General features: G+C 48.9%; 19 protein-coding genes and 1 pseudogene. 11 read left to right on the forward strand and 9 right to left on the reverse strand.

Annotated features, from left to right (window positions below; translation table 11 throughout):
• Nucleotides 1-6: 6 nt before the first annotated feature.
• Nucleotides 7-1002, reverse strand: a complete 996-nt coding sequence (locus KK083_RS01280; RefSeq protein WP_254159749.1) for an NAD-dependent epimerase/dehydratase family protein — start codon at nucleotides 1000-1002, stop codon at nucleotides 7-9.
• A gap of 550 nt (nucleotides 1003-1552) precedes the next feature.
• Here KK083_RS01280 and KK083_RS01285 point away from each other — a divergent pair.
• Together KK083_RS01285 and KK083_RS01290 are read left to right on the forward strand one after the other, a co-directional pair.
• Nucleotides 1553-2584, forward strand: a complete 1032-nt coding sequence (locus tag KK083_RS01285) for an SPASM domain-containing protein (protein WP_254159758.1) — start codon at nucleotides 1553-1555, stop codon at nucleotides 2582-2584.
• Nucleotides 2585-2642: 58 nt separating this feature from the next.
• Complete coding sequence (locus KK083_RS01290) at nucleotides 2643-3461, forward strand: DUF6492 family protein (RefSeq protein ID WP_254159762.1); 819 nt, start codon at nucleotides 2643-2645, stop codon at nucleotides 3459-3461.
• A 9-nt stretch (nucleotides 3462-3470) separates the two neighbouring features.
• On the opposite strand, the gene KK083_RS01295 is transcribed toward KK083_RS01290, so the two are convergent.
• On the reverse strand, nucleotides 3471-4535 hold the full coding sequence (locus KK083_RS01295; protein ID WP_254159764.1) for a hydroxymethylglutaryl-CoA lyase-like TIM-barrel protein: 1065 nt from the start codon (nucleotides 4533-4535) through the stop codon (nucleotides 3471-3473).
• A 612-nt stretch (nucleotides 4536-5147) separates the two neighbouring features.
• On the opposite strand from KK083_RS01295, the gene KK083_RS01300 reads away from it, so the two are divergent.
• The 9 genes and pseudogenes from KK083_RS01300 to KK083_RS32610 form a co-directional block, all read left to right on the forward strand.
• Entirely contained in the window at nucleotides 5148-6116 is a 969-nt protein-coding gene (locus tag KK083_RS01300) for a TauD/TfdA family dioxygenase (RefSeq protein ID WP_254159767.1), read from the forward strand.
• A 73-nt stretch (nucleotides 6117-6189) separates the two neighbouring features.
• Complete coding sequence (locus KK083_RS01305) at nucleotides 6190-7008, forward strand: sulfotransferase family 2 domain-containing protein (protein ID WP_254159776.1); 819 nt, start codon at nucleotides 6190-6192, stop codon at nucleotides 7006-7008.
• 53 nt (nucleotides 7009-7061) lie between these two features.
• Nucleotides 7062-8828 carry a carbamoyltransferase C-terminal domain-containing protein gene (locus KK083_RS01310; protein WP_254159778.1) on the forward strand — a complete coding sequence of 589 codons (1767 nt, stop codon included), beginning with the start codon at nucleotides 7062-7064 and terminating at the stop codon, nucleotides 8826-8828.
• 177 nt (nucleotides 8829-9005) lie between these two features.
• Nucleotides 9006-10034, forward strand: a complete 1029-nt coding sequence (locus KK083_RS01315; RefSeq protein ID WP_254159794.1) for a glycosyltransferase — start codon at nucleotides 9006-9008, stop codon at nucleotides 10032-10034.
• A gap of 58 nt (nucleotides 10035-10092) precedes the next feature.
• Nucleotides 10093-10992 carry a hypothetical protein gene (locus KK083_RS01320; RefSeq protein ID WP_254159803.1) on the forward strand — a complete coding sequence of 300 codons (900 nt, stop codon included), beginning with the start codon at nucleotides 10093-10095 and terminating at the stop codon, nucleotides 10990-10992.
• Nucleotides 10989-11684: an FkbM family methyltransferase gene (locus KK083_RS01325; RefSeq protein WP_254159817.1), complete on the forward strand. Its 696-nt coding sequence runs from the start codon at nucleotides 10989-10991 to the stop codon at nucleotides 11682-11684. The genes KK083_RS01320 and KK083_RS01325 overlap by 4 nt, the downstream gene beginning before the upstream one ends.
• A gap of 496 nt (nucleotides 11685-12180) precedes the next feature.
• On the forward strand, nucleotides 12181-12348 hold the full coding sequence (locus tag KK083_RS01330; RefSeq protein WP_438834715.1) for a helix-turn-helix domain-containing protein: 168 nt from the start codon (nucleotides 12181-12183) through the stop codon (nucleotides 12346-12348).
• Nucleotides 12349-12358: 10 nt separating this feature from the next.
• Nucleotides 12359-12790 (forward strand): LbetaH domain-containing protein, encoded by a 432-nt coding sequence (locus KK083_RS01335; RefSeq protein WP_317195201.1) that lies wholly within the window; start codon nucleotides 12359-12361, stop codon nucleotides 12788-12790.
• 10 nt (nucleotides 12791-12800) lie between these two features.
• Nucleotides 12801-12929, forward strand: a pseudogene (locus KK083_RS32610) (acyltransferase); the annotation flags it as partial.
• Nucleotides 12930-13057: 128 nt separating this feature from the next.
• Here the strand turns inward: KK083_RS32610 and KK083_RS01340 are convergent.
• The 7 genes from KK083_RS01340 to KK083_RS01370 all read right to left on the reverse strand — a co-directional run bounded on the left by KK083_RS01340 (nucleotide 13058) and on the right by KK083_RS01370 (nucleotide 22100).
• Nucleotides 13058-13678 carry a histidine phosphatase family protein gene (locus KK083_RS01340; protein WP_254159826.1) on the reverse strand — a complete coding sequence of 207 codons (621 nt, stop codon included), beginning with the start codon at nucleotides 13676-13678 and terminating at the stop codon, nucleotides 13058-13060.
• Nucleotides 13671-15131: an FGGY-family carbohydrate kinase gene (locus tag KK083_RS01345; RefSeq protein WP_254159835.1), complete on the reverse strand. Its 1461-nt coding sequence runs from the start codon at nucleotides 15129-15131 to the stop codon at nucleotides 13671-13673. Before KK083_RS01345 ends, KK083_RS01340 begins: the two co-directional genes overlap by 8 nt.
• Nucleotides 15128-16579 (reverse strand): FGGY-family carbohydrate kinase, encoded by a 1452-nt coding sequence (locus KK083_RS01350; RefSeq protein ID WP_254160012.1) that lies wholly within the window; start codon nucleotides 16577-16579, stop codon nucleotides 15128-15130. The genes KK083_RS01345 and KK083_RS01350 overlap by 4 nt, the downstream gene beginning before the upstream one ends.
• A gap of 21 nt (nucleotides 16580-16600) precedes the next feature.
• A complete protein-coding gene (locus KK083_RS01355; RefSeq protein ID WP_254159845.1) occupies nucleotides 16601-17587 on the reverse strand; it encodes a 2-hydroxyacid dehydrogenase in 987 nt (328 codons plus the stop codon).
• Between the two features lie 121 nt (nucleotides 17588-17708).
• Nucleotides 17709-19001: an MFS transporter gene (locus tag KK083_RS01360; protein WP_254159853.1), complete on the reverse strand. Its 1293-nt coding sequence runs from the start codon at nucleotides 18999-19001 to the stop codon at nucleotides 17709-17711.
• A 20-nt stretch (nucleotides 19002-19021) separates the two neighbouring features.
• Nucleotides 19022-20365, reverse strand: a complete 1344-nt coding sequence (locus KK083_RS01365; protein ID WP_254159861.1) for an alkaline phosphatase family protein — start codon at nucleotides 20363-20365, stop codon at nucleotides 19022-19024.
• A 4-nt stretch (nucleotides 20366-20369) separates the two neighbouring features.
• Entirely contained in the window at nucleotides 20370-22100 is a 1731-nt protein-coding gene (locus KK083_RS01370; protein WP_254159873.1) for a RagB/SusD family nutrient uptake outer membrane protein, read from the reverse strand.
• Nucleotide 22101: the final 1 nt, after the last annotated feature.

Consider the following 22101-nt stretch of genomic DNA (forward strand, 5'->3'; position numbering starts at 1 on the left):
ATGAGATTATTTAAGCATTTGGTTTCCACTGACGAAACTTTCCCAGCTCCACCTGCTGTTATTCTTATAAAACCAACTTACTGTTTCTTCAAGACCATCCATCATGCTCGTTTTCGGTTTCCACCCAGTGTAGTGGAGCAGTTTTGTGTTATTGCATTGAAACTTATCGATGTCCAGTCGCCTCAGCCTTTTCGGGTCCTGCTCGATCCGCAGGTTTTTCACCTTCATTATCTTCGCGATATTTTCCGCCAGCCATTCCACAGAATAGGAATTGTTCGATCCGACATTAACGGCGTCACCATTCTTGACATCAGATTGCAACACCATGATCAGGGCGCGTGCTGTATCATGAACAAACGTAAAGTCCCTTTCGGCTTTGTAATTTCCCAGCAGCAGGGTATTGCTTCTGTTGAGCTGATAAATAATTTCGGGAACAATGTAGGGCTCTGTTTCGCGCGGGCCGTAACAGTTGAAGATCCTGGCAATGACAACCGGCGTATGGTGCTCTAAGTTGTGGGTATAACATAACCGGTCGGCAGCGAGCTTAGAAACCGCATAAGTGTTAACCGGACTTAAACAAATGTTCTCATCGAGGATGGCGACATCGGCAACGCCATAAACCTCGGTAGAGGAAACGTAAAGCATGCGTTTTACACCGCAGATATTGCAGGCTTCCAGCAAATTCAAACAGGCGGTAACGTTCACGTCAAAGAACCTTTTGGGCCATAAATAGGCGGAGGGCACATAAGTGTCGCCAATACAATTCAGGACGAATTCAACCTTGTTGTCAAGCATGCATTTAACGATGTCCATCTGATTCAGCGCATCACCCTGAATGACGGTAACCCCGTTTAGGTTGGCGACGTTTTCCGGAACACCATGAAGATAGTTGTCAAAGCAGATCACCCGGCAATTGTAGTTTAACAGCTCTCTTACAATAGCAGACCCTACAAAGCCAGCCCCGCCGGCTACCATAACGGTGGAATTTGATATGTCGATCATTAGTGAAATGTTGGTTTAAAACATTATATCAGTTACGGGAACCTTGCCACCGGGACCACCGAAGGTCACCGGGCAAAATGCTGGATATCCGTTTGGGCGAAGCGCTGCCATGCAAACGGTGCTGTCCTGACAAATACCATCAGGGCATCCATTCGCCATCTCCCGGGCTACCGGCCAAATTTTATCCGACGTATAAATGAATAATTAAAATATCCGTTAGACGGTTTTTCATCTCAGTGCGCTCTGCATATCGTCTGCTTGGATATGTTAAAAGTACTATTTTTTTAATTTCTACCAAATCAAATTGAATTAAAACGGCGTTCGTTGGAATTACGGCCCTTTATTTTTTTACTCGTGCCTGACACATCAAGGCTGACTGGCAGATCGAATGTTCATTTTGAGCGTTCGATGATTTGTCAATCTCCGGGGCTGATGCCTTGCGCCAGACCCGGACCCAGGCTTGCTATTTGAATTTTAACCACAAGTTGTTAATTTCATTGCGCCTAGGCCATTCGATGTCTTAGGCCCAACTGAAATCTAATGTAATAAGGTGAAAAAATTCTGTTCGAAACCATTTGAGAACATTGCTGTTCATGCTGACGGCAGTGTTTGGATGTGCTGTCATGACTGGCTCTCGACGCCGATCGGCAATTTGAATGATTCCAGCTTTGAAGACATCTGGAATGGCGAGGTTGCAAAATCGATACGCCGTTCAATAATAGATCAAAGCTTCAGCTATTGCGACAGCAGTCAATGTCCTGCGCTGGCATCCGACAGCTTGCCCATGGTAACGGAGGCCAGCCTGGAAAAATGGGAGAAGGCCATCGCGCCCGGCAGCGACTCGGAAAAGCACCCATCGCCTAAATCCATCAGCCTGACGTACGATGCAACATGCAATTTAAAGTGCCCGTCGTGCCGGTCAGACTATATCATTTTCGACAGAAAGCAACGGGCGCAGGTAAAGAAAATTCACGACGCGCTCTTTGAATTTTCTCTAAAGGACCTGGAACGGATCCATATGACAGGTTATGGCGATCCGTTTTCAAGTGCCGTTTTCAGGGATTTTCTCCGGACGGTGTCAAGGGAGAAGTTTCCCTCCCTGAGAATAGCCCTCATGACCAATGCCCTGCTGCTCACACCTAAAATGTGGGAGTCAATGCCTGGCGCCCATCGGCTCATCGATTCTATTCACGTCTCGGTTGACGGCTGCAGCGAAGCAACCTATTCGCTGAACAGGGGTGGCGATTTTTCGCTGCTGTTGGAGAACCTGGAGTTTGTTGCCTCCATCCGGCGATCTTTGACCATCCGCCATTTCGAAATAAGCTTTGTTGTTCAGCAAAATAACTTTCGGGAAATGCCTGATTTTGTACAGCTAGGGGAGAGGTTGAACTGCGATAAGGTGCTCTTTCAAAGGATCATCAACTGGGGTACCTATACACCTGACGATTTCAAATTGCGGGAAGTACATGAAGAGACGCATCCTGATCACCAGGAATTCAAACAACTGCTGTCTTCTGAAATTTTTGCGTCGCCGGTCGTCGACCTGACCAATTTGAGCAATTTCCGGGACGCCGGCAGCTAAGAACGCTGGAGTGTGTCAATTAATTATAGAAGCAGGCCGCCATTATTAAATTGTGTCAATGGATATCATCATTAAGTCATTTAACAGAGACCTGTACACATTTTTGCAACTGCAGCGCGATATCCTGGCAAACGCACGATTGAACGGTGCGGTCAGTGTCATTGTGCCGCAAGAAGATATGGCGTTGTTCAGGAAGCATATCACAGCTTCCTTTGATTTATTTTCTGACGAGGATATTTTAGCAGAAGCCGGGTGCCAGGCTAAATACTGCAGTACCTGGTACTCGCAACAGGTTGTAAAACTTGCAGCGTGTTCCGTTTTAAAGGCCGACCATTACCTGGTTCTGGACTCTAATACATTGATCAACGGACCGCTGACGCAAGCCGATCTTAAAATAGGTAATCAGTGGGTGTATGAGGTCAATCATTGCAACGATGAAGACCTGAAATTCGAGGAAGGATCATTCCGGTATTTGGGACTCAGCAAAAAACTGTTGAAGATCAGGAACGTCAACCAGGTGCTGATGAAGAAACATGTTCTCGGATTGCTGCACCACATCGGGGAACGGTCTTCGCGAAACCCGATCGAGGTGTTATTGGAGACCGCGAGATATCCGGTGATGTCATGGACAGAATTTCACCTGTACGGGGTCTGGCTGGATAATATCAGCGCACCGGAGTATGTTTTTGCAGAGAAGAACGCAGCAGCAACGATCAACTGGCTCAGGTACTCGGAAAACCCTTTGCTCATCCTTGAAGCGCTCGAAGCCCAAAAGCCCCTGATGGTGAAACTTTATAAGGTACGGGACAATTATCTGATGCCCGATCGTGACTACGACGAACTGGTTAGCCAGATCAAATCGTTGTTTGTTTCGTGAAGGAGCCGTTTACCCGTGTGCCAGACGCAGGGACGAAATGCTGGTGACGAGTTTCCTGACCTGCTCCTGATCTATATATTTCATTTTCATTCTATACAGGTATTCGTCTTTCAGAAAGGATAATTCCCTGGCTGAAATTGTCACGCCCGTCATCAGGGTAAATAGCCGGGTGTCTGATGTAACTCCAAAATACATTCTTTTGACCTGCGAGCTATTCCATAATTTAAAATGGGTTCCTGTAATGGCCGTCTCCTTATTATAGATCTTGTTTGCCATTGTTAACGGCTCCTCGCCAAGCAATTCGCGCAGTTCGATATAAAATTTATTCAGTTGATCCAGGTTCATTCTGTCGTGTACCAATTGCCTGGGATCTAACATGTTCATTCTTTCGCTAAACCCCAGGTAGGAGCTTCCCACGTAGGTGACGCCATAGCGGGCAGAGATCTCGCTCGTAAGCAGGGCCTTCAGGTTGTCGTTGTGCGGATGCCATTCGAAGTCATCGATGTTTGCAAAGATCTTTCGCAACCTGTCTTCGTCCCCGATACCTTTCGTGTCGCATAGTATAATGCTTCTGTAACCGAGGGATTTGAGTTTATAATACCAATCGATCACCCGCTCGTCGATGTCTTTTTCCTTGCCGGTTACATCTGTTAACGCAATATCCAGGGGGTGGGACGTTATTCTTTTCCAGTACCTGATCGCGTTCTCGGCCAGCTGAAATGCGCCATCCGTGCTTAGCCCCAGTATATTTTTTGTTGCCTGTTCACTGGACGGGATCCAAACGTTGGCAGAAACATGTTGTTTGTTCTCAAGCAATTGAGACATCAGCAGGAGATCAGCCTCCCTTGCATGACCTACCAGGCATAATTCAATATTTCTTTTTTCGTCTGCTATCTCGAGGATCCTCGCGCAGGTGTTGTATTCCTCGCTGCAAATAGAGGGATAGCCGATATTGAACCTTGTTCCCTCGGGGTAGGCTCCAACGTAGGTCGTATACAGGTCCTTGTCTACAAGAAACGAAGCCGCGAGCCCATCCCGGCGAAAATCATCTCTCACATTGATGTTCTTAACCATGGCACTTAAATTTTGTGATCCATTTATGAAAACTTCACTACGCAATGAATATACTTCAAATGCGGGAACACGCAGGCGTCACGGGCGTTGCCTTTAGAGACAGCAAACAATTGCGCCAATAAACGGTGCGTTGTTTTTTTTTGATCTTGCGGTATTGCGTCCTTGAATAAGATAAAAGTACTATTTTTTTGGAATCTGCCAAATCAATCACGGCAGAATAGCATGGCGGGAAAGTCGATAGTTCATTTTGACCGTCCGATCCTGGTTGGCTTTCCGTGTCATTATACCAGGACAAAATGCGGAATTCTTGCCAGTTATTTGAAAGAACGACTTATTTGTTTAATTTTCATTCGACGAAAGGGAATCACCAGTAGCGATACCGATGTTTTATTGAAAAATTCTCCAGTTAGCATGTTCAGTTGCTAATTCGGATGAATGACAAAAGTTCTATAACATAATTGTAATTGAATTACATAAAGGATAAAAAGCAAAGATTCCGGTGAACGGAAAGGTTTGCTGTGACAGCGCACAGAAGAGGTCGCCGTGTGGTAAAGTTTTGCCCTGGTGACGAAATGAATATTTCGAAGTCGCACATTAAAATTTCTTAAAAAGATGAAAATTTTTGAGTTTAAAAATGCTTTTTCGAGGGAAAGCAATGGATTTGAATTTCAGAACGAGGATATTAAAAATGAGCTGTTCAATGTTCTTTTTGATGGAGACGGTTATGTGCTCATCAGGGGATTTCCTATAAACGAATCTTCCATGAAGGAAAGTGAGCGGGACGTTTTGGATTTTTCATTTTTGTTAGGCGTTCCCGTGTCTCAAAATACCGATAACGAGTTTATCTGCAGGGTAGAGGATCTGAAAGGGAAAGTGGGCGCTAAACCACGGGGCTATCAACACGCGCAGGCGTTACCATATCATAGCGACAGATGTGACTTGCTGCTGTTGTGTGGCGTAAATCCAGCGCCCGTAGGCGGCGAAACAATTGTAGTGAGCGCAAAGAAAATTCATGAGCGGGTGCGAAAGGATTACCCGACAATCTACAATCTGCTTAAACGTCCGTTTCCCTTCGATATGAGAATCGCCGGATTTGGCGATCATCAATCATGGTATGATGTGCCCGTATTTTCTGAAATTGAAAATGAAAAGGCGTTGCTTTGGTATTGCAGGGGCTACATAGAGGACAGCCAGAGACATTCGGACTGTCCAAAACTGAGCGACGCACAGGCCGAAGCGTTGGACGTTATGAGCACGATCATAAACACCGGCCAATACGGCGAGCAGGTCAACCTGCAACGAGGCGATATTTTGATCATGAGCAGCACGGGTTCGCTCCATGCGCGCAACGGTTACCCTGCCGGAAGTGACAGGTTGCTGCTCCGGGTATGGATCTCCAATAACAACAGCAGGTTGCCAGCCAGTTTTAAGAGTGTGTTTGGTAATACGAGTCAGGGCTGTTATCGTGGTGGCGTATGGTCTGAACGACTCCATCTCGGCATGATCCCCCAAGAGCTGCCTGCTGCGAAAGAGTATATGAAAAAACTGGTGCTCGAGCCGGAATCTGTGAATGGTAATTAATGTTTTGGTGCGGAAAATTTTGAACGCGTGTAAATAGTGGCCGATGCATACTAGTATAAATTGCACCAAGCGATTGAAGTTTCGGAATCCTTCGGTAACATCCGAGAACTGGAGGCGCAATACCAGGCACCAGTTTGCGGCCGACTTTGCCCAGGAGATCTACGCGAGCAATAGCATATACAGTCATATTCCGAAGAATGCGAGCTCAACCATGCGGTATTCGGTGGCGTTGGCAAACCGTTTAATAACGCCCAGCACTGATATTTCGTGGGTGTACGCAAACAACATGACCTTTGTGCCCTCGCTCCGGTTTCAAACGCTGGCTGACTATACGTTTGTAATCCTGCGGTGCCCTTTCTCACGACTCGCAAGCGCTTTTCTTGACCAGATCGTTCGGCGTCCCCACATGTATGTCATGCGTCAGCGTAAAAAAGGTTTTAACAGGCATATCGTTGATAAGATCGTTGCCAGGCATATTACATTCGAACGTTTTGTTTTGAAATTACGTGATAATCCGGGCTTTCTACGATTGAATGCGCATTGGCGCCCGCAAGTAGATTTTCTTTTATATGAGGAGTATGACGATTACTTCTGCGTTGAAAATATGGGTTCCGCCACGAAGATACTGAAGGAAAAAATTGACCTGGATGTTGTTGACACGCGGCACCTTGCAAAACATGGAATAGACCGGTATAAAAAGGTTGTCGTTGAGAACGGCTTTCAGTTGACAGCACCGCAGATCCAAAAAATGAAACATGCAAATACGATCGTCGATCCTCAGTGTCTGTACTCGGCGCAATTGGTGAAAATGGTGGCGAACCTGTATGCGCAGGATATTGACCTTTATTGGGATAAGTTCGGTGGTGAAAATCTTTTGTTCAAAGTGCGATAGCTGCGATGAGTCAATTCCTGGACATGTAAAACAAAATAAGCTTTGATAACGCTATGAAAGAAAAGATAATTTTCGGTATCAATTTAAGCCATAACATGTCCTGTGCGGTTGTAATAGGAGGGAAGGTTGTTGTTGCGATAGAAGAAGAAAGATTAAATAGGGTTAAATATTGCTGGGGCGTTACGATTTACGGAAAAATAATTCCTTATCGTTCTATCAATTATTGTTGCAACTATCTGGGGATAAAGGCCAAAGATGTTGACCTGTTTGTTGTCAATTCTTGCGAGCCACACAGCGGGAGGCAGGCCTTGATCGAACAACTGATTGGTATTGATGAAGATAAAATAATAGAGGTGACGGAACCAGGACATCATTTGGCGCATGCTTTTTCCAGTTTCTATTGTTCTCCGTTTTCTGAAGCTGCCATTGTTACCATTGACGTAAACGGTAGTCATACCAAAGACGGTATTGAAAACTATTCCATTCACCATGGTTCGGCGAAGGGGATTGTGCTTAAGCAGAATGATCTAATAAAACGTGGAGAAATAGGAATTGGAGAATTGTATGTACTGTATGCGGCGCTTTTGCAACTTAGTCCGGAAAAAGGCTCCGTAAATGGTGCTGACAATGCACTGGCCAGCGGTGGAAAATTAATGGGCTACGCTTCGTATGATAAAAGGAGCTTTGAAGAGAGAACGGAGATCCTGGATCATTTGTGGAAAGGCCGGACCGGATCTAAAATGACAATAAAGCTGGCGTCATTGGTTGAATTGTTCGCATGCAGAGGGCTTGTAGAAAAAACTTCGGACGTGAATCCCGAGCGCCTGCATGCGTGGGAAGCAAAAAAGTTACTTCCCTGGAAATATAGAAAGAGCAGCTTGCACGAAGAAGATAATATGAAACTGGCCGGCGAAGCGCAGGCGGTGTTAGAGTCATCGATCCTTAAGGTAGTTGATTTTGCCTATGAAGCAACTAAGTCTGAAAATTTGTGCGTTGCCGGTGGTACTATGCTGAACGTTGTTGCCTGTACTAAAATTTTAAAGAAGACCGCCTTTAAGAATTTGTTCGTACAGCCTGCTTCGACCGATGCCGGCATTGCCATTGGCGCAGCAATGTTTGGATTTTACAATCACCTGAAGGAGACCAAAAGATACTATCTGGAAAATGACTATTCTACTTTGCTCGGCAAAACCTATTCTCAGGAAGAGATCGATGATGTATTTAAAATGAATTGGAATGGGTCTTTCAGGCATTACAAAGTTGAAGAGGAGGATCAACAAATAGCAATACTGTGTAAATTTCTCTGTGACGAGAAGGTGGTCACCCTTTTTAAAGGCCGCTCGGAATTTGGGCCCAGGGCGTTGGGAAGCAGAAGTTTTTTGGCTTCTCCGCTTTCGCCTGGAATGGTAGATCGAATGAATGTAATTAAAAGCCGCGAATGGTACCGGCCGGTAGCGCCCTTGATACTGGAAGAGGATTTTAATGAGTGGTTTGATGCACCCTTTGAAAGATCTCCCTTCATGACAATGGCGGCGGGATGTAAGGAGAAGACAAAAAAAATGGCGCCATCGATTTGTCATGTTGATGGGACCGCCAGGCCGCAAACTATATCCAAAAAGAACAATCCATTTTTACATAAGTTACTGGTTGAGTTTAAGAAAAAAACCGGGGTGCCTATACTCATCAATACTTCATTCAACTTAAGAGATCCCATCGTGGAAAGTCCAATGGAGGCTGTCAACACGATTGTTCAGAATAAGGGTATCGATCTATTGATCCTGGAAAATTACATTATAGAGCCTAACGGGAATAGCCATTAAACTGGTCTGCCGCCGATGAAAGTTGATTTGCTGTTAGTAGTTGACCATTTAGCGCGCCCTTGCGGCGTGAGGACCACGTACTTAAAGCTATTCGAATGGTGCGCATCAAACAATGTATCAATAGCGTTGATCTCCGATACCGATGAAGAGCTTCCCTTCCAATCCATAAAATGTCGTTTGAATATCCTGGTTGACGACAGCTCGAAGATCGCTGAAATAAAAAGACGGCCGTTTCTATCCCTTATAAACGATCATGAATTAGTACATCCGGATCTCGTCTACCACGGAATCAGTTATAAAGATGCTTTTTACCTGGATGCCTGGAACGGGGACAGAGAATGGTTCGGAGACGCTGAAAGAAAATGCAGGCAGTTTGTAGACAGCATTGATGCAAAGCAGATCCTTGTTGCCACCCAGTCGTTTTTGGGATTCGCCATGGCGTTCGTGCTGGGCCGGGAAAATGTATCTATTTGCCTGCACACACACTATGCTGCTTTCTATGCGATCAGGATCGCCGGCGCGGAAAACGATCTGTTTCACGTTCTTGAAAATAAGATCATGGAACGATTGAAACAGGTGATCATAAAAAGCGCGAAAAATGTTTTTCTAGTTTCGCCAGCTTCAAAAAGATTTTTCCATCTGAACGGAGAATCGAATATCCAGATCTTTACTCCGGGTGTCGATACAGTATTATTTAAGCCAATTGAAAAACCGGCCCGAAGATCTTTCAGATGCCTGTACGCAGGACGGTGGTCGAAAGATAAAGGTACAGGAACGTTTGTAGAGCTGTTCAACAGGGTTCCCGATGTCAACTGGATCGTCATAGGCAATGAAGCCGATACAAAACTGCCTCCCAACGTTCAGGGACTTGGCACGCTCGATCAGCACGCATTGGCGCGCGAGATCGGACTTTCGGATGTTGTGATTTTTTATGGCAAGTGGGATACCTTTGGCCTGGTAGCACTTGAGGCACTGAGTTGTGGCGTGCCGGTCCTTGCGCATGCAGAAAGCGAGATCAGCAGGATCATTGAAGATAAGTGTGGGTTTTCATTCAGGACGGTGGATGAGCTGATCGGCCTCGTACAAATACTGATGGCCGAAAAGCACAACCTGAAAGAAATGCGATCGGAGGCGAGGCGCACGGCGGAAAGCATGACCTGGAGCAGGTCTATCGAAACCCTGATGGAGAAAATGAATATCGGATAATTGACTGTATGGTTAAAGCGCCTATCTTGTTGACCCTGAACAGTACACTTCTTAAACTATGCAACGACTCAAGAAGCTTCGCATAGACGACCCGTTTGCGTGGGAAAGTCATCGTGGTGGCTGGAAATATATAATGGAAGTTCTTCGGTCAGAGTTTCACAACCCGCAAGGTGTGTTATTCCTGAGCTCCATTGAGGACACAATGATCGCTGGAAAACCGATTGAAGAACCGTGGGTAGGATTCGCCCACCAGGTGCCCCGGCATCATTACAAGCGATACCTGGATCTTGAAAGATTGCTGAAGGATCCGGTATGGTTAAAAAGCCTCCCTTTTTGCAAAGGTATTTTTACATTGTCGAACTATGTAAAGGACTACCTGGACTTACAAGGCCTTGATATTCCCATCAATCGTATCCCTTATGCCATCGACCGGCGATTCAAAGATTTTGATTATACAACCTTTCTGCATGGCCCGAAGAAGCTGCTTTTTATCGGAGAGTACCTGAGGAATTTTCAGGCTTTTTATGATCTGCAGGCAAAAGGCTATCAAAAAATCCTGCTGGCGAACAAAGGATCGAAGAAGGCGGACCTGATCGTGAATTCCTCGGTAGAAGTACTGGAGCGGTTGACGGACCAGGAGTATGACCAGATGCTTTCAGAAAGTTTGGTGTTCTTAAATCTGTTCGATGCGCCTTCGAACACAACGGTTGTGGAATGCGTGGGCCGGAATACACCGATCCTCATTAATAAACTTCCGGGTGTGGTCGATTATCTGGGCCACGATTATCCATTTTACTATCGCTCGCTGCCGGAAGCCTCTGAGAAATTGGCCAGCAATTCTTTGATTGAAACAACGTGGCAGTATTTGGTCAACTCAAAAACAAAGGAACAGCTGAAAATCGAATACTTCGTGGATGCATTGTTTCATAGTACGATCTATCAAAATCTGCAGGTATGAACTTTATAGGGCAAAAGAACCAGGATGAGTGGGTAATCAAGCACGTCTTCAATTACAAGAGAGGTGGATTTTTCGTGGATCTTGCCGCGGGTGATGGCAAAACAATCAGTAATACGTATCTATTGGAAACTGAGCTGAATTGGTCTGGTGTCTGCATCGAGCCGCACCCCAGGTTTATTGGAGACCTGAAAAGGAATCGCCAGTGCACCATTGTTGATAAATGTGTCGACTACAAGGTGCATACCATCGAGTTTCGCACCGATAATGGCATGGGGAGCGGTGTAATCGCCGATGATACTGATAACAATGAACGGATCAGGGCGAGCGCAATTCAAACCGCGCGACAAAACTATTGCGTGCGGAAAATGGAAACAATAACGCTGGAGCAAATTCTCGAACAAAGCAATGCCCCTAAAATAATTGACTACCTCAGCTTTGATGTCGAGGGATGTGAAACCCGCATCATGCGGAATTTTCCATTTGACAAATACACATTCTTATCGATGACCGTTGAACGCCCCACCGTGGAGTTGAATGAGAAATTGTTCAACAACGGATATGTGTTTGTAAGGAATTCCGATAGTATGCCTAACAAGTATGCTTACGACTCATTTTATGTACATGAGAGCATTTCTAATCTGGCCAGCATCGAAAAGATGCCGTTTTCTCAAATCGCTCCAAAGGATTGGTAAGACACCTGCCAGTCTTTAATATTTCTATTAGCTCGGTCATACTGATCGTTAAAGGCATCGTTTTGAGCGCAGCTGTTGCCGGATTATCAAAAAGTTGCCATGAACGCCTCGCCTCCAACTTTGATTATAAGGGTGAGGCTCATCGGATCGTATTTTCGTCAACATAGTTTTCATTACGCTGCGGGGGAATGGGAGCTGCCTGATCGCACGCAGCTCCCATTAATATCGGGAAAAGTAACAGCAATGTTGCCAGGGTGCATTTCATGGCCTTTGCTTAAGACTATTTTCCTTCGGTGAGCGCCGCCCTTTCTTTCACTGCTGACTCCAATTTCAGGTTGTCTTTGAAGAATTTTTCCAGCTAGTAGAACGGAATGATGTCAAGCCTGTCATACAGGTCCACGTGAACGGCATTGGGTATGATCACCAGCTCTTTCGGCTCGTCAATCATCTCAACAGGGCGGTTAAAGAAATAACAGGAAAGTCTACCACCACGCATATTAGTGAACGTATTGCCAGTGAAGCGAAAGCATTGCTTCTCCACACCGATTGGAATGTTGCAGATATCGCTTATGCTTTGGGATTTGAATATCCTACCTATTTCAATAACTTTTTCAAACGGGTCACCGGCACGAATCCGATGTCACTCCGGCCGGCAGAAGTTTAAGTGAATCCAAATGCGCTGTCGATGTCTCAAAGATCTGACATTTTTCAAAAAAATGCTCACCGGTGGTATCATCCGGAATGATGAAATGGGTGAAGCATGGGAAGTTGTGTTCCGGACGCAAAGATTATCACCGGTACTGAATGCTTCAACCACGATCGATAAGATGCGGGAACGCCTCAGCGAGATCATCGGTACTAAAATTGATACGAGCACAATCGTCTTTGTGCCATTCTATACAAACTTCGGAAAGCACATTGAGCTGGGAAAGAACGTGTTCATTAACCATGCCTGTACGTTTCTCGATCTCGGGGGCATCGCCATTCAGAATGATGTGCAGATCGGCCCCAAAGTAAACCTGATCACTGAGAATCACCCGGTAGATCCTGCAAAGCGAAAATATCTTGATCTAAGATCCATTTTGATCAAACGAATGCCTGGATAGGAGCAGGGCTACCATGCTCCCCGGCGTTACCATTGGTGAAAATTCAATTGTTGCTGCCGGAGCAGTAGTCACCAAAGATGTTGCTGATAACAGTATTGTCGGAGGGATCCCGGCCAGGTTTATCAAGACAATTGAATAACCGTTAGGCAATGGGAAATTCCGATCGCGAGCGATGGGAGCAGTAGGCAATGGTGAGGTGTCCTGGGACGGTAGTTATAAATTCAGGCGAAACGTTGCCTACTGCTTATTTGCCTACTGCCTGCTTCTCTACAAAGATCCGTCTTCGTTCAATCCCTTGCTGTTCAAAAGTTTCAGCATGAGCTCACCGTCAGGCTCAAGACTAAAGAGTGTCACGGATGAATTCTCCTGCACAATGCGACGGTAGTGTTTGAGGGGCATTCCGAGCTTATAAGCCAGAAAAAGTCTGTTAATGCCGTTGTGCCCCACCACAAGGATGTTTCCGGATGGGTGTCTGTTCAATATCTCCGTGAAAAAATCGTCTACGCGGCGTACCACTTCCATGCCTGTTTCACCTGTGCCTCCAGCCCTCGCGGTAGCGGGATCGTTCATCCAGTTTTTCCAGAGGGCGGCGTTCTCTTCCATGAACACTTCTTTCGTTTTCCCTTCCCAGTTTCCAAAGTCAGCTTCAATGAGCCGCTGATCCCGGATCACATCTTCACGGCCTGCGGCAATCACAGCCGTGCGGTATGCCCTTTCAAGGGGAGATGCGTAGACAGCCATGAAAGACATCTTCCCGAGCTGCTCCCGTACCAGTTGTGCCTGCCGGATCCCTTTTTCAGTAAGTGGAATGTCAGTTCTGCCGCAGTACCGGTTGCCTTCAGCATTCCATTGGGTCTGTCCGTGGCGAAGTAAATAAACGTTAAGCATGCATTCCGATTGTTTTTTTGATGTATCCCTTCTCCTGCATCAATGCGATGAATGCCTGGTAGCTGTTATTATACGCGTTGGCCAGGTGGTTGTCGGGAATTACCTGTTTTTCAATTTGTGTCATTGCCTTACCTGCTTCGATGAGGGAATTAAAATGTGTTTTGCTTGCGGCGAGGATGGCGGCACCTACAGCACCCGTTACGTGTTTCATCTTGTACAAAGGGAGATTCAGCGCATTGGCCCGGATGGTCAGCCATGCCTCGCTGTTGCTTCCGCCGCCCGCCGTGTATACGGCTCTTACCCGCTCTCCTGAGAGCGCTTCGATCATTTCGAAAGCGTAACGTTCTATGTACGCCACACCTTCCATGTTGACGGTAAAGAGCGTTGCTTCGGGCAAACCCTCGGGCGCAAAGCCCCGGGCCTGTGGCGCAATAAACGGAAACCGCTCGCCTCGCTGGCGCAACGGATAGGCCAGTTGCCCTGTCGGGATCAGGTGCTTCGCCTGTTCGTTCAACGCGGCAAGGTCTTTGAACTCATTCGTGACCCAGTCGGCGCCGGTATTGCTCGCGCCGCCAGGCATCCAAAATCCCTCCGGGTGACGATGACAGTACAGGCCCCCGTCCGGATCCCTGATCTCTTCTTTCGTGACACCCTTGATCACCAGTGTTGTACCGATGGTCGTATTCCAGTCGCCCAGCTTGATGGCACCGGAAGCGATCTGCGACGCGCATCCGTCGGTCATGCCCGCCACCACCTGCACCTTTTGACTCAGGCCCAACGCGGAAGCTACCGCCAGCGAGAGTGTTCCTATCGGGGTGCCGGAAGGTACTACGGCAGGCAACCACTGCCTTTTCAGCGAAAGCTGCTCATGCAGGTACGCAGGCCAGAAGCCGTGCCTCACGTCAAAGCCAGATTTCAACGCATTGGTATAATCAGTGACACCCCAGCTACCGGATAATTTACCGGTGATGTAATCAGAAGCGTGGATCCATTGGGCGATCTGCTGCGCTTTTTCAGGATAATGGCGGGCGAACCAAACCATTTTTGATAAACCGCTGGAAGCGTTGAACCCCGTGTATCCGTCAGGATGATGGGTCAGCGCCATCTCCCTGCACCACTTGCCTTCTTCGGCAGAGCGGTTGTCGCTATACATGATGGCGGAGTGAAGCGGACGGTGGTCCTTGTCCAACGGAATCACCGTTCCAGAGGTTGATGTGACGGCGATGGCCCGGACTTCGTGAAGCGGGATCATGCTGCCTGCTTCTTTGAACAGCAGTGTCAGGCAACGCAGGCAGGTGTCCCACCACAGCTCGGGAGACTGTTCTTCACGCGACTGGTCGTTCAGCGGAAAGACATCCTCGTGGGTAGCCACCACGTTGCCAGCGGCGTCGGTGAGCACTACCCGGGCACCCTGCGTTCCAACATCGATCCCTGTAAAGTATGGTCCTGTCATGTCAAGAAGATCTGTTTCAAACCTGCACGCACTTTTTTCCACTCCACGTAAAGCGCCTGGTAGTCATGCTGCTTTTCCGGAAGGATCACTTCCACAGCATCGCGGTGCTGCTCGTTTATTTTCAGCGCATCGCTGCACACCAGCGCGCCGCCTGCAACCGAAGCCTGCCGGAACCCTTCACGCACTTTTACTTTTTTATTGATCAGGTTGGCGATGCATTGCCGTAGCATGGCGCTTTGAAAACCACCACCACAGGCCCACACATAATCCGAAGTGTGATCGGTCACATCGGTAAGGCAATCATAATTCTCCTTGATACAGCAGGCGATGTCCCAGAGTGTGGCCCACACAAAGCTTGCCCGCGTCAATTGGTGTGTGACCGGCGTCGTAAAAATGAAACCACCTCTCGTCATCGGTGCTTTCTCATCGGCCACCAAAGATCCCAGCGAAGCCATGCAAAGCGCGGGAGGTTGGGCAGCCAGCTCTTTTTCGATCACGTCGTAGCCTTCATTCGGGTAAAAGATCTCTTTCAGCCGCTGATAGTTGAGACCGGTTACGCCTGCATTCGCTTCGAGGATGAAACTATCCTGGTCGATGTGACGGTTGGTCCAGGTACGCTCGTCCGCATCGATGGTGTACCGGCCGATGATCTTGACAATGGGCGTTGTTGTTCCTGAAACAATGACAATATCGTCCACCGCGGGTTGTGTGCTCCTGATGGCGAGCTGTGTATCGGCTCCTCCCACCACAACCACTGCATCGGGTGAGATGTTCAGCTGCGTGGCATATGTTGGTAATACTTTTCCCAACACGGTGCCCGAAGCCAGCAGGGGAGGCAGTAAACTTTCCGGTAGTCCGAACAACGTGCACAGCTCTTTTGACCAGGTTTTCGTCGCTACGTTGTACAACTGTGTTTCCGACGCCTGCGAATGCTCATACCCGGCAACACCACTTAATCGGTACTGTGCCCAGTCGCTGATGCTCACAATGGTGTGGAGCTTCTGAAAGATCGCAGGCCTTTTATGTTTGATGCCAAGCACTTTAAAAGCCGAGAACAGCGAGCTGGGGTAACGGCCCGTCAACGCGTAGACCTTGCTCTTTCCGGTGATGGTGTCTTCCCACTCCCGCCCGCGGTGATCGTGGTTGGGCAATCCGATCAGGGCTTTGCCATTACCATCCAGCAGCACGATGCCTTCGCGCTGGCTGCTGGCGGTGATCGCCTTTACGGTAACTGCGGGAGCCCGAAGCAGCGCCTTGCGACTCAGCTCCATGATCTGAAGCCACAACTGGTCTGGATCAAAGTGAAGTGCATCCGGATACCGGTCATCTTTTTCATAGTGAACATCATCTCTTTCCACACTTAAAATCTCGCCATTGGTTTTGGTCACCGCCACCCGTACATTTCCGGTGCCAATATCAATGATGATGTATGCCTGCTGGTCAGCCATTGCCACGTTGGAGTTGTTTAGTTAAAGAATGAAGTTAAAAAATTTCTTCTTCCCGGTACTTTCCACGGCAAAATTGTTGAGCAGCGCCTCGTTCATGATGGTGGCGTGGTGATCTTCCACTTCAAAGGTGGCACCGGCGATGTGCGGTGTGGCCAGCACATTGGGCAGGTGAATGATCTTATTGTCGATGTCGTCCGGAGGCTCATGGTCAAATACATCGAGCACAGCGCCGCGGATCAGGTTCTTCTCCAGTACTTCCAGCAGGTCGTAACGGTTCACCACAATCGCCCTCGCCGTGTTCACGAAGATCGCCTCTTTTTTCATTTTTGACAGAAGCCGCCTATCGATCATACCTTTGGTCTGGTCATTCACCGGTAAGTGGATGGATACAATATCGCTGGTCTCGAACAGCTCCTCGAGCTCAATTTTTTTATAGTCCTGGTCGAAGGTGTGAACAAAGGGATCGAAGAATTGCACCTGGCAGGGAAATATTTTTACGAGCCTGGCAATGCGTTGTCCCACAGCGCCGAACCCGACCATGCCGATGGTTTTCCCTTCGAGCTCGTTGCCTTTGAACTGGAGATACGAGGTGTGCGCTCCTTTTTCCCACTTTCCGGCCTGTAGCCACTGCCATCCCGCGATGGTGTTCCGCATCAACGTGATCACGTTGGCAATGAACATCTCGGCAACCGCCTGCGCGTTTCGTGCGGGTGTATGGAACACCGGTATGCCCAGCCGTTTTGCAGTCTCCACCGATACATTCGAGGGTGTGCCTCTGCATACACCAATGAACTGCAGCGCCGGATTGCGCTCGATGACGGTCTGCGTCACCTGGTCGTGCTCCGTGATCAGTGCCTCTGCCTTCGTTTCTTTCAACAGCGCCAGCAGCTCGGCTTCATTGTAGGCGCGGCCATGAGGCTTCCAGGGCCTGTATATGATCTCACCGAATACCTGTTCCAATACGCTTCTAGCCTTGTCGTTGTACGGTGCCGTAATTAATATTCTCATAGTCTTCGCTTAAAGTTTAGTACCGGTGTTGGTGTTCTTCACCAAACACCCCGTTTTTTAATATCTGATAAATTCCGTCATGGGCCCCAGTTTTGTAACCGGACCCTATCCCTGTCAATACTTATGATTTCGAAGTGCTCAACAATACATCCTCCCCGGAAGTAGCGGCGGCATTTGCTTCCGAGGGCAGCGTGATATACTTCGTCAGTATCGCGCTGATGAAGTAAAGGCCTCCCAGGATCCAGACCACACCTTCGTCTCCCACCATGCCGATGAAAATGCCGACGATGGCCGGACCGATGAAAACGGGAAGGCCGGCCCCCAGATTCAGAATGGCCATGGCTGCACCCTTGTCTTTTTTCACCAGCGATGGAACCAGCGCAGAAAGTGGCACATAACCCGCGAGGAATGCTCCCCATAATACGCCGGGTATCAGCACCATCCAGAAATTTCCTTCGGCGAATTGCGGCGTATAGAAAAAAAGGAGTGTTGTGATGCCGCAGCCCACGCCGCCGAACCACATCACGGTGTTGCGCCAGCCAAGCTTATCGCCTACGAAACCAAAGATCAGGTTGAACACAATGTTGCTGGTGAAAATGGTGCCCCAGATCTGCAGCCATTCTGTGGTTGAAAATCCGTAACGCGCCATGTACGTTGGCAAAAACACCGGGAACGCAAACTGGGCAGTGGTGTTGATGATGCGGACAATTCCTCCCAACAGCACCTTGGGCTCCTCTTTGAGGATCGTCAGCCCCTTCATCAGCTCACGCGCCTTCGAGCTGGCGGCATTCCTGTTCTCAGCGCTGAACTTGTCACGGGTCAGGCCCAGGGCGAGTACCGCTCCCAACACCACCCAGAAGATCGAGCTCCACAAGGTATCCAGGTAGCCCAGGTGGATGATCGCCCAGCTGGAATAATAGGCACCAAAAACGTTCAGCCCTCCGGTGAACACAAACCAGAACCATCCCACCGCGGCGCCAAGCTTTTGCTGCGGGCTCCTGTAAGTGATCCAAACCAGGAACGAATACGCAAACAACGGGTAACCGAAGCCACGTATGGCATAGGTGATCAGCATCACCCCGAAATGAAGGTCGGGCATTCCATATCCCACAAAGCCGATGGTTCCCAGGATGTACAACGCCACGCCTATGAGCATGGTCCGCTTCGGGCCAAAACCTTCTGCCAGCACGCCGGAGAACCAGGAAGAGATGGCGATGGTAATCCCGTACACGGTGAAGAGTGATGCCGATTGTTGTATGCTCATGCCCCGCTCCAGCAGGTACGGGCTTAGCCACCCTTGCTCCACACCATCACCCATCATGAAGATCAAAATGCCGAGGTAGCCCCAGGCCAGCGGACCGGGTATGCCGATTTTATCAAATAAAGACTGCTCACGATCGATCATTGCATTCATCTGTTTAAAAGTTGTGTATGCTACTTTGACAACAGCCTGTAATCACGGTTGCCGTCCACCCCGCTTAAATCAATACCCAGGAGCCTGGCAACAAGGGGCGCTATGTCTGTCATCTCCATTACGGGTATCACAGTGCCTGCCTTGAATCCCGGCCCCGTGGCGATTAACCCTGTTTGAATTTCAGCGAAGTCTGGAAAATGCCCATGTGTTCCGCCATGAGAAGCTTCTACAGCCTCGCCCTTCAGTGCATTGCCGATGGCGGACCCAGGTGTGGCTGTCAGCGCCAGCGTTGCGTTGGGATCAGCGCCGGAATTTTTCAGCTGGCTTTCTTCAATCACCGTGAACAGTTTCTTTTGCTCAGCTGGTAAAGCGCCCAGGATCTTTTTCACCTCAGCCAGTGTCTTTTGATCGCCCTTGTCTTTCAGGTGCAGGAAAGCCGAACCCCCCGCGCTATAGAAACGTGCTTTCCAGTTCCCGCTGTTGATGTCGGTGATCAGTCCTGCTTTTGCCAGCAGCACATTGGGGTTGAAGTTCGTGTTCCGGTTTACAAAACCGTGGTCGCCGGTAATGATCACGGCGGTGATCTCACTGATGCCCGCTTTATCGATGGCTTCCATGATGGTGCGCACAGAACGGTCGGCACCTGCCACTGCACGCCTTACCCCATCGCCGTCGCGGCCTTCGTCATGTTCTGCATGATCTACAGCGGGCAGGTGTACCGTTGTAAAGGCCGGCTTGTACTTCCGGATGAGATAACCGGCGATCCGTGCTACGTTGTCATCCATTGACAGGTAATCTTTGTCAAGGTTGAAGTCATTCGCTTCCATCGTGCCGGTGGCATACTGCTCAACTTCCTTCCACAGTCCTGGTGGTGTTGCGTATCGGGCTGTGACCTCGCGACGGTCGCGCTCCCCGGCGTTCCATATATCGGGAATGTTGTAATCGATCGGAGCGCCCGCGGATACAGGCCATAATACGGACGCTGTAGTCATGCCGGCCTTCCTCGCGGCTTCCCACAAGGTGGGGGCCTTCATGGCGCTGAAATGCCAGTACCAGTCTTTGGAAGGTCCGTTGGCTTCGAAGGGTGCGTTGTAATAAATGCCATGCGTTGCCGGTAGTACACCCGTGACCAGCGTTGTATGCGAAGGATACGTCACCGTGGGAAAGATGCCATTCACACCCTTGACGCACGCACCTTTGGCCATCAGCTGGCGAAGGTTCACAGCGCCCCAGGTGGGATCGAGATAGAAGTCGGGCCTGAACCCATCGATGGTGATCAGCACAACATGCTTGGCTGTCTGGCCGGAAGCCTGATGATAAAAAAGCGCAGCCAGGAAAAAAACGGTTAAAAAAAGTCTCTTCATAATTCTACCAGTCGGGGTTCTGTTGCAGGTTGGGGTTGAGCACGACCTCGTTGAACGGGATCGGATAGAGGTATTTTTTGTCTTCGAAGCTTCGTTCAAGATTATCCATCAGGATCAGGTTTCCACTGGTGCCGGCAGATAATTTAAACTGCTTGTCGTCGATGAGGAAGTAGTATACACCCGGCACTTTGGTGGCAGGAACCTTCTTGACAAAGGCAACGTCTTTGGTGCCGTCTTCATTCAGATCGTAAGTGGCATCCAGCGCGGGAACGTACATGCCCACGTATTGCATCTCCAGCAGCTTCCCGGCCTTCCAACGCATCAGGTCGCCATAGCGAAATCCTTCCAGGGCCAGCTCGATGCCGCGCTCTCTTCTGATCTCCAGCAGCACCGCATCAGAGAGATCCGGAAAGTAATTCGCGATCAGGTAAGCATCGGCAGCGGCAGGCATTGCCGTATTCGTGATGCCCGCTCTTGCACGCAACACTTTGATGGTCTTGTCCCAGTCTTCAGGTGCAAAGGTTTTCAATTCCGCCTTTGCTTCCGCGAAGTTCAGCAGCACCTCGGCATAGCGGATGATAGGCAGTGAGTTGTAATTCTCCGCCCGGCCATCGGTGTCTTTTGAATCGACCGCGAGCTTGATGGGCTGATAACCGGTATAGGTGTAAGTAAAATCAGGAGGGGCGGCCACACCATTGCGGCTGTAGTTGCCCAGCCGGATCGTTTGTGCCAGGCGCAGATCGCGGTTTTTTACTTCGTCCGTAAAGGGAACGTTCATGTATCCCGCGGCATCGGTGTAGCGACTCCCGTCTTTGTTCAGGTATGTATTGATGAACGTCTTTGTAAAGCTGTAACGTCCGCCATAGGTGGCGCTGGTCCAATACCAGTTTGCATCGTTGAAGACCCGCAGTGTTAAACTGTTCACGGCGGCAAGCATCACTTCCTGCGCGTTCGGTGTTTCGTTGATGAACAGCTTGCGATAGCTCAGGTCACTGGGCAGGTCTGTGCTGATCTTGTACTGGTTGCCATTCATCACCTCTGCCGCTGCCGTCGCGGCTTCCGTCAGCCAGAAGTTAGCCGTTTCGGTGAGCTCGAGCTCGGGATGATATTTCCGCATCGTTCCTTCATAAAGACACACCCGCGACTTGAAAGCCAGTGCGACCCAGCGTGTGATCTGCGAAGACGAATTGTCTTTTGCCGAACGGATGTGCGCGCAGGCGAAGTCCAGGTCTTCCAGCACTTTGTCCATGACCAACGTACGGGGATCACGCGCCTTATAGAGGTCGGGATCGTTTACGTCCATGGTCTTGTCATACCACGGTACATCACCGAACTGCTTTACCTTGCTGAAATAGAACCACGCCCGGAAGAACCGCGCAAGACCGGCATAGTGGTCTTTTGCCTCCTGTGTGATCCTGGCATTGTTGTAATGCTCCAAAAAATAATTGATGTTTCTCAGGTCGCCCCAGCTCCATCCAGTAGCCTCGGCTGACGTGAAGGAGGGAGAAACATAAGTAGAAAGGCTTCTGCCCACCAGGTAGTCGCTCAGGGCATCGCCGCGCACGATGTCATTTCCCGTAGGCAGAATAAGGTAAAAGGAATTGGAATACAGCTGCAGATCCTTTTCCGTATTGAAAGCTGTTGCAGGCGACAATTTATCGACAGGCTGCTGATCAAGGTCATCGGTGCAAGCCAGCAATCCTCCGAACAATATTATAAGCAATATCTTTTTCATG

Source organism: Chryseosolibacter histidinae (assembly GCF_018598225.1).
Lineage (GTDB): Bacteria > Bacteroidota > Bacteroidia > Cytophagales > Cyclobacteriaceae > Chryseosolibacter > Chryseosolibacter histidini.